Origin of the sequence: Bacillus sp. FSL W8-0770 (assembly GCF_038008705.1) — a bacterium.
Lineage (GTDB): Bacteria > Bacillota > Bacilli > Bacillales > Bacillaceae_G > Bacillus_A > Bacillus_A cereus.
Map to the genome: position 1 here is coordinate 272,501 of NZ_JBBOZR010000001.1, position 7,500 is coordinate 280,000.

Sequence of the window (7,500 nt, forward strand, 5' to 3'; positions counted from 1 at the left end):
CATTTAAAGAGTGCGTAATAGCTCACTAGTCGAGTGACTCTGCGCCGAAAATGTACCGGGGCTAAATACACCACCGAAGCTGCGGATTGATACCGAATGGTATCAGTGGTAGGGGAGCGTTCTAAGGACAGTGAAGTCAGACCGGAAGGACTGGTGGAGTGCTTAGAAGTGAGAATGCCGGTATGAGTAGCGAAAGACGGGTGAGAATCCCGTCCACCGAATGCCTAAGGTTTCCTGAGGAAGGCTCGTCCGCTCAGGGTTAGTCAGGACCTAAGCCGAGGCCGACAGGCGTAGGCGATGGACAACAGGTTGATATTCCTGTACCACCTCTTTATCGTTTGAGCAATGGAGGGACGCAGAAGGATAGAAGAAGCGTGCGATTGGTTGTGCACGTCCAAGCAGTTAGGCTGATAAGTAGGCAAATCCGCTTATCGTGAAGGCTGAGCTGTGATGGGGAAGCTCCTTATGGAGCGAAGTCTTTGATTCCCCGCTGCCAAGAAAAGCTTCTAGCGAGATAAAAGGTGCCTGTACCGCAAACCGACACAGGTAGGCGAGGAGAGAATCCTAAGGTGTGCGAGAGAACTCTGGTTAAGGAACTCGGCAAAATGACCCCGTAACTTCGGGAGAAGGGGTGCTTTCTTAACGGAAAGCCGCAGTGAATAGGCCCAAGCGACTGTTTAGCAAAAACACAGCTCTCTGCGAAGCCGTAAGGCGAAGTATAGGGGGTGACACCTGCCCGGTGCTGGAAGGTTAAGGAGAGGGGTTAGCGTAAGCGAAGCTCTGAACTGAAGCCCCAGTAAACGGCGGCCGTAACTATAACGGTCCTAAGGTAGCGAAATTCCTTGTCGGGTAAGTTCCGACCCGCACGAAAGGTGTAACGATTTGGGCACTGTCTCAACCAGAGACTCGGTGAAATTATAGTACCTGTGAAGATGCAGGTTACCCGCGACAGGACGGAAAGACCCCGTGGAGCTTTACTGTAGCCTGATATTGAATTTTGGTACAGTTTGTACAGGATAGGCGGGAGCCATTGAAACCGGAGCGCTAGCTTCGGTGGAGGCGCTGGTGGGATACCGCCCTGACTGTATTGAAATTCTAACCTACGGGTCTTATCGACCCGGGAGACAGTGTCAGGTGGGCAGTTTGACTGGGGCGGTCGCCTCCTAAAGTGTAACGGAGGCGCCCAAAGGTTCCCTCAGAATGGTTGGAAATCATTCGTAGAGTGCAAAGGCATAAGGGAGCTTGACTGCGAGACCTACAAGTCGAGCAGGGACGAAAGTCGGGCTTAGTGATCCGGTGGTTCCGCATGGAAGGGCCATCGCTCAACGGATAAAAGCTACCCCGGGGATAACAGGCTTATCTCCCCCAAGAGTCCACATCGACGGGGAGGTTTGGCACCTCGATGTCGGCTCATCGCATCCTGGGGCTGTAGTCGGTCCCAAGGGTTGGGCTGTTCGCCCATTAAAGCGGTACGCGAGCTGGGTTCAGAACGTCGTGAGACAGTTCGGTCCCTATCCGTCGTGGGCGTAGGAAATTTGAGAGGAGCTGTCCTTAGTACGAGAGGACCGGGATGGACGCACCGCTGGTGTACCAGTTGTTCTGCCAAGGGCATAGCTGGGTAGCTATGTGCGGAAGGGATAAGTGCTGAAAGCATCTAAGCATGAAGCCCCCCTCAAGATGAGATTTCCCATAGCGTAAGCTAGTAAGATCCCTGAAAGATGATCAGGTTGATAGGTTCGAGGTGGAAGCATGGTGACATGTGGAGCTGACGAATACTAATAGATCGAGGACTTAACCATATAATATGTAGCAATGTTATCTAGTTTTGAAGGAATATGCCTTCATAGTTTGGTGATGATGGCAGAGAGGTCACACCCGTTCCCATACCGAACACGGAAGTTAAGCTCTCTAGCGCCGATGGTAGTTGGGACCTTGTCCCTGTGAGAGTAGGACGTCGCCAAGCAAGCTTAAGACGAGTCAGAATGACTCGTCTTTTTTGTATGCTTTCATACCTCTATCAATTGCATTTTTAACCCCTTCTAAATAAGAAAATCCATATTTTTTATCTGGTTCTAAGTAAGTTCCTTCCGCCCACTCGTTCCATGCGTTAATAAATAAAAACTCGCTGTTATAAAAAGAGTAAGTCCGATGAATTTGCTTGCTTAAATATATGGTGAACTTTTCAGGGGTAGAACCTACAAAGATGCTGCTATTTGCGTTTTTACGTCGTGCAGTATTATCCCAATCAACAAAAGCACCGGGAAAAGTTTTTTTCTTTGGGAGCGATCGTTGTAATATATACATCCATACTTTATCGTAGTCCCAAACATTTAATTGCATATCAAAATCATATATTACCTTATTTATGTCTGAAGAGCTATCATGGGCAATTGTATAGAAAGGTTCAAACTGAATGCTAGCATCGAATCCATTTATATTAGGTAGTGGAAAACTGTTTAATGTTTCAGCAAAGTATATACCTTTTAAACCATTTTCTCGCGCTAATGCATTCCAGTAATTAAGCATTTTTTCACAATCAGGAATATGTCCTGGACGATAAATAATGAATAGGGGTTTATCATCTATATAAATATATCTCTCATCTTGGAAAGCTTGTAATAAATAATCAAAGTGTTCCTTCCAATCAGATATATCTCCGTAGTCTTGAGGCATTAATATATGTTTATCGAGACCATCCCAAGATTTTGTCCATGGTTCATTTGCCCAAGAAAGACAAAAAGGGAAGTCAGGTTCTTTCATCTTTAGTACCTCATTAAAGGGGGTTTCTAATAGTCTTTTTCCCTTAAACCAGTAATGATAATAACAAAAACCATATATACCGGATGCTTTAGCGATTTTTGCTTGCCACTTTCTTACGGAGGGGGTAGTTAAGTCGTAATAAAAATCTTGATAAGGTTCCCTAGGTTGATAATGTCCTGAAAATAAAGGTCGTGCACTTTTAGTATTTGTCCATTCAGTAAATCCTTCCCCCCACCATCGATCATTTTCTTTTATTTGATGGAATTGTGGTAAGTAAAAAGCGATTATTTTCAAGTTATATCCCCCTTATATTATTCGTAGTTCAAGTAGTGGGAAGTTACTATTGATTTATTAAATCACTGAATTATATAGTATTTAGAAATTTTTTACATATTTTTTACTAATAAAAACATGTAAAAATTCAGCATCTAGCCCTAGTGATCTATCCTTTTGTAAATAAACAATTGTATACATATTTGCGTGTGTATAAATATATTCAATCATATCCTGCCCCCAATCGAACGTTACTAAAGATCCATTCTCATCAATAGGGTTTCCATGATAAATGGGCTCTTCAATATATTCAATCACCTCTTTATTCATTTTTGCTCTTTGCACAGTTTTTGTGAGTGTATGATACCAAGGGACAGTAAATACATGAGCACCGCCAGGTTTTAATACTCGTTCTATTTCTTTAAAGGCTTTGTTTGGTGTCATTACATGCTCAAAAACGTCTTGAGTAATGAATAAATCAAAAGATTCATTTTCAAAAGTCATGTCTTCTAAGTTTTCACATCTAATACCTTGAAAGTATTGGCCAAGAGGATAATTTCTAAAGTATTGAGAATAAGTATAGTTTTTACAGTTTTTTAATAGTAGCTGAGTCGTAATTCCTCCAGGAGAGGATTCGTGAATATTATAGGAATCCCATTTTGGAAAAAATGTATGTAAAGCATGGATTAAAGCTCGCTGCCTTGGTATAGAGTTACATGTAGAACATAAATAATGATCTCTAAGCCAATCATTATGCTCTATAAATGTAGCTTTCTTTTCGCAAATAACGCAGTACCCATTATTGTGTTTCAAATTGATTTCCACACAATATCCCTCCTATGTTAATAAATGCAATCTATGTATGGAAAGTATGATACACGTCAACAATCAGCGAAATCAAAGGAAATGGGTGAAAGTTAGGTATCTCTTAAAATTACGATTAGGGAAAGAGAATAATTAACTCCCACTCGAATTAAAGTTTCACTTTATGCTATGCGATGTATCAGCTTTTATTCGTGGAAAAATGTATAGACTTAAAATATCCCTTTCGTGTATGGGTACATTTCAAAATCCTGTGCGTATATTTCTGTAACTAAGTCCATAGTTTCTTTATCATAAAAGCTTTCGTATGTTGGAAATCGGGGAAAGCCTGGATCTGTAATGCTAAGTTCTGCATAGCTTCCTGCATAAATCATCTTGTGAGCGCGATGATGATCTGAATTTGTAAGAAGTGCTAAATTAGATTTCGTTAAATCGTACATGTGTTCTATCTTAGTGATTTGTGTATTAAAATCTTCTAAAGGAATATAGCATTGAATGAAGTTTTCTTCACCAGGGACGTATTGTTGACTAAAATGTATATCTAATGCTAGGGAATTGGAACCGAATGCCTGAACGTAATATAAAAATTGTTTAAATGATATTCCTTGATTACTATATTTATCATTATAAAAATAATGACGGATGCTCTCCCATTGTGGGCTAGCATATGGATTGTCAGCAAGTAATAAAAATGAGCTGACAGCCCTTGTATAAGGATTTCGTACAAGTTTACAAACATTTTTTTTAGCCTCTAGAAGACTATTTTGTAATTGTTGAATGTAATTTGTACTGTTTTTATACACCCAGAACTCATAGTAATGAATAAAGTCATTGTATTTCTTTGCTTCAGTAAATAATCCAATTTGAAAAAAGAACCAATTAGCTAATGAGGTGCATCCGCTTCTATGACTCCAAAATAGTATAAGGGGAAAGTCTTTATGGTAATGGGGAATTCGATCTTTATGTAGGATTACATGATTTAAAAGTTCTTGATTTATATTTTTCATGAGTTTCGCACTCCTTTTTTGAGAACCTTGTGTATTTAGAAGTTTTTTTATGGGTTAAACAAGTGAGGATTGTTTATTAAATATATTCATGGGGATGAGTAAATATTATGAGTGTTTTTGCAGTCAACCTTAATAAGGAAGCTATTCTAAAATGAAAATAGAAAATAAAGATAATGAAAATTTATAACAAACATACAATGATAAGAGGATGAATAATCAAAATGATCCAGTTTATTTGTGTATATTTTTAAGTTTGACGATAGGAAAAATTTATTACTAGAGAGATGATATTATGAGGAAGAATAATTATTTAATAGTAGGTGGAAATAGTTTCATTGGTATCAACCTCGCATTGGGTTTATTGAAACAGGGGCAAAATGTAAAAGTATTTTCCAGACATATAAATAATTTTCCTCAAAATATTATAAGTGAAGTTGAATTTATTAAAGGTGATTTAGAAAATGTTGAGGATATATATAAGGCTTTAGTGAATATAGATATTATTATTTATTTAGCTGCGACGTCTAACGTAGCAACTTCAATTGAAGACGTTTTTGGCGATATTAATAGCAGTCTATTTTTTCTTAATTTCATGGAAAGTGTTAAAGAATTTCGTATTAAAAAAATTATATTAGCTTCTTCGGGAGGCACAGTTTATGGTGAACCTGAATATTTGCCTATTGATGAGAAACATCCATTAAGACCACTTTCCCCGTATGGAATAACAAAAGTTTCGCTGGAGAATTATTTGTATTTTTATAAGAAAAAATATGGAATAGATTATGTTGTATGTAGATATTCTAATCCGTATGGAAAATACCAAAACCCTTTAAAAAAAGTTGGGGCGATAAATTGTTTTTTGTACCAGCATCTCAGTAATGAAAGGATTCATATATATGGGAATCCAGAGGAGATTATTAGAGATTATATTTATATCGATGATTTAGTTGAAATTACTATACAACTAGCACAATTAAATCAATTGAAATCTTGCGTATACAACATAGGGAGTGGCAAAGGTCTTTCTTTAAAACGAATTATAGTGGAATTAGAGAAAATAACAGAAAGAAAAGTGGATTTTATCTGTTACAAACAAAAACAAGAGAACGTTCAAAGAATCATTTTAAATATTGATAAGGTAAAACAAGAATTGAATTGGGAACCTAAAATAGATTTTAAACATGGGATTAGATTAAATAAGCTATGGATTGAAGAGTTCTTATGTAGTAAAAAATAATAACCCACGCTCTACTTGTATATAAGCAGAGCGTGGGTTATTATTTTATTTCTTTTTCTATAACCCAAAGGTCTTGATGTTCCCACCAAAATCCTTCGGTATACTTTTTAATAATTGGGTTATGGGGTAATAATTTAATTTTGTCACACACGTAAGAGGGGCTAACTATCGTTTGTCCGTATTGATTCACATCTAAATCAAATTGTTCACTAGAAGAGAGAAACCAATAGCCCTTTTCATTTAAATTTGGAAACCCAAAGTATTTTTTGCTTTGATAGCCATGGGTTGTGAAAATGAATAAACCACCAGGTGAAACAGCGTTATACAATGTTTGCAGCCAACGAAACCAAGTTGTATCAGGCATATGAGAGAAAAAGGATAGACAAAAAACGATATCGTACGTAGAGGAGTCCAATTTTAACTGTTCAGGCTCAGGATGAGATAATATAGAAGAATTATTTAATTTGTTTTCAATAAAGGAAATAGCCTCTTCGTGTATATCGCAAGCGGTTATACTCAAATTCGCTTGTAGATTTAATAAATGACGTGTTACGCAGCCGTATCCGGATGCAAATTCTAACAATTTAATTGGATTGACTGTAGGAGGATAAAGGGAAGTAATTAAGTTTAAAAGTATTTGTGCTGAGTTTTGCCCATCTTTAAAGTAATAATCTATCGCTTCTTTTTTTGATGGGAAGACGGGATTAGTGACAATGAACTGAAAGATATGATCCTCAGGATGGATACTTGCATTCACATTATAGCTGTGTGCGATTTGAGAAATTAAATCTTTATGTTCCTCTATAAAGTCTTTCAAAGAGTATTCCTCCCTTGAGTAATAGTAGTAACTTACAAGAGATATTGATGGCATAGAAAGCACACGTTTAAATTTTTAAGTATGTTTTAAGATACTTTCTATATGTATACATTTTTATTTTAGAAATGTCGTCGATAGTAAATTTTTCTTTAATGAAATTTTGCATTTGCACAACTTCATTGTAATGGGAGTATGAATCTTCTGTTCTCGTTACGCTATTTGAATGTCGTCTATGATAGTTTAAAGGGGCTGGATTGAAGTAAATATCTCCCTCTGTAAGAAGAGAAACATAGAAGAACCAGTCGCCAGCTATTTTGAACTTCTCTAACTGTTTTTCCGTTTTCTTCATATCTATATTTTTAAAAACTACACTTGAAACATTAGGTATAGTGTTTTTGATAAGTAACGTATCTTTTATTTCTTCGACTCCTTTTCGAAAATAGGGGGCTTTCCATTTTTCTTTATCGATATCATTTGTGTAATTTAAATAATGATTAGCCAATACATTTCCTTGTTCATCTATTTGTTTTGATTGTGTGTAACTTAAGGTAATATTGTTATTTATATAAAACCCCTGTATCACC

At 37.1% G+C, this 7,500-nt stretch carries 6 protein-coding genes and 2 rRNA genes (2 of these 8 only partly in view); 3 read left to right on the forward strand and 5 right to left on the reverse strand.

Features of this window, described 5'->3' with window-relative positions:
- Together NST27_RS01555 and rrf are read left to right on the forward strand one after the other, a co-directional pair.
- Positions 1-1,799, forward strand: a 23S ribosomal RNA gene (locus tag NST27_RS01555) (it extends 1,124 nt beyond the left edge of the window).
- Positions 1,800-1,847: 48 nt separating this feature from the next.
- Positions 1,848-1,963 (forward strand): 5S ribosomal RNA (gene rrf, locus NST27_RS01560).
- Between the two features lie 14 nt (positions 1,964-1,977).
- Here the strand turns inward: rrf and NST27_RS01565 are convergent.
- The 3 genes from NST27_RS01565 to NST27_RS01575 all read right to left on the reverse strand — a co-directional run bounded on the left by NST27_RS01565 (position 1,978) and on the right by NST27_RS01575 (position 4,862).
- Entirely contained in the window at positions 1,978-3,054 is a 1,077-nt protein-coding gene (locus tag NST27_RS01565) for a glycosyltransferase WbsX family protein (RefSeq protein ID WP_047388032.1), read from the reverse strand.
- Positions 3,055-3,135: 81 nt separating this feature from the next.
- Positions 3,136-3,858 (reverse strand): class I SAM-dependent methyltransferase, encoded by a 723-nt coding sequence (locus NST27_RS01570; RefSeq protein WP_000405116.1) that lies wholly within the window; start codon positions 3,856-3,858, stop codon positions 3,136-3,138.
- 209 nt (positions 3,859-4,067) lie between these two features.
- Positions 4,068-4,862 carry a sulfotransferase family 2 domain-containing protein gene (locus tag NST27_RS01575; RefSeq protein WP_000790056.1) on the reverse strand — a complete coding sequence of 265 codons (795 nt, stop codon included), beginning with the start codon at positions 4,860-4,862 and terminating at the stop codon, positions 4,068-4,070.
- 292 nt (positions 4,863-5,154) lie between these two features.
- Here NST27_RS01575 and NST27_RS01580 point away from each other — a divergent pair, with 292 nt between their 5' ends.
- On the forward strand, positions 5,155-6,099 hold the full coding sequence (locus tag NST27_RS01580) for an NAD-dependent epimerase/dehydratase family protein (protein WP_001230829.1): 945 nt from the start codon (positions 5,155-5,157) through the stop codon (positions 6,097-6,099).
- Between the two features lie 40 nt (positions 6,100-6,139).
- Here NST27_RS01580 and NST27_RS01585 read toward each other — a convergent pair whose 3' ends face one another.
- Together NST27_RS01585 and NST27_RS01590 are read right to left on the reverse strand one after the other, a co-directional pair.
- Complete coding sequence (locus NST27_RS01585) at positions 6,140-6,916, reverse strand: class I SAM-dependent methyltransferase (protein WP_000651240.1); 777 nt, start codon at positions 6,914-6,916, stop codon at positions 6,140-6,142.
- A 67-nt stretch (positions 6,917-6,983) separates the two neighbouring features.
- On the reverse strand, positions 6,984-7,500 hold the 3' end of the coding sequence (locus NST27_RS01590) for a glycosyltransferase (protein ID WP_047388035.1). It continues 1,415 nt past the right edge of the window; the window shows 517 of its 1,932 coding nt (coding positions 1,416-1,932); its start codon lies beyond the right edge, outside the window; its stop codon occupies positions 6,984-6,986.

What these genes read in the sequence shown, in the direction of transcription:
- NST27_RS01580 (WP_001230829.1), top strand. Translation starts at nt 5,155, where the DNA reads ATGAGGAAGAATAATTATTTAATAGTAGGTGGAAATAGTTTCATTGGT.
- NST27_RS01575 (WP_000790056.1), bottom strand. Translation starts at nt 4,862, where the DNA reads ATGAAAAATATAAATCAAGAACTTTTAAATCATGTAATCCTACATAAA.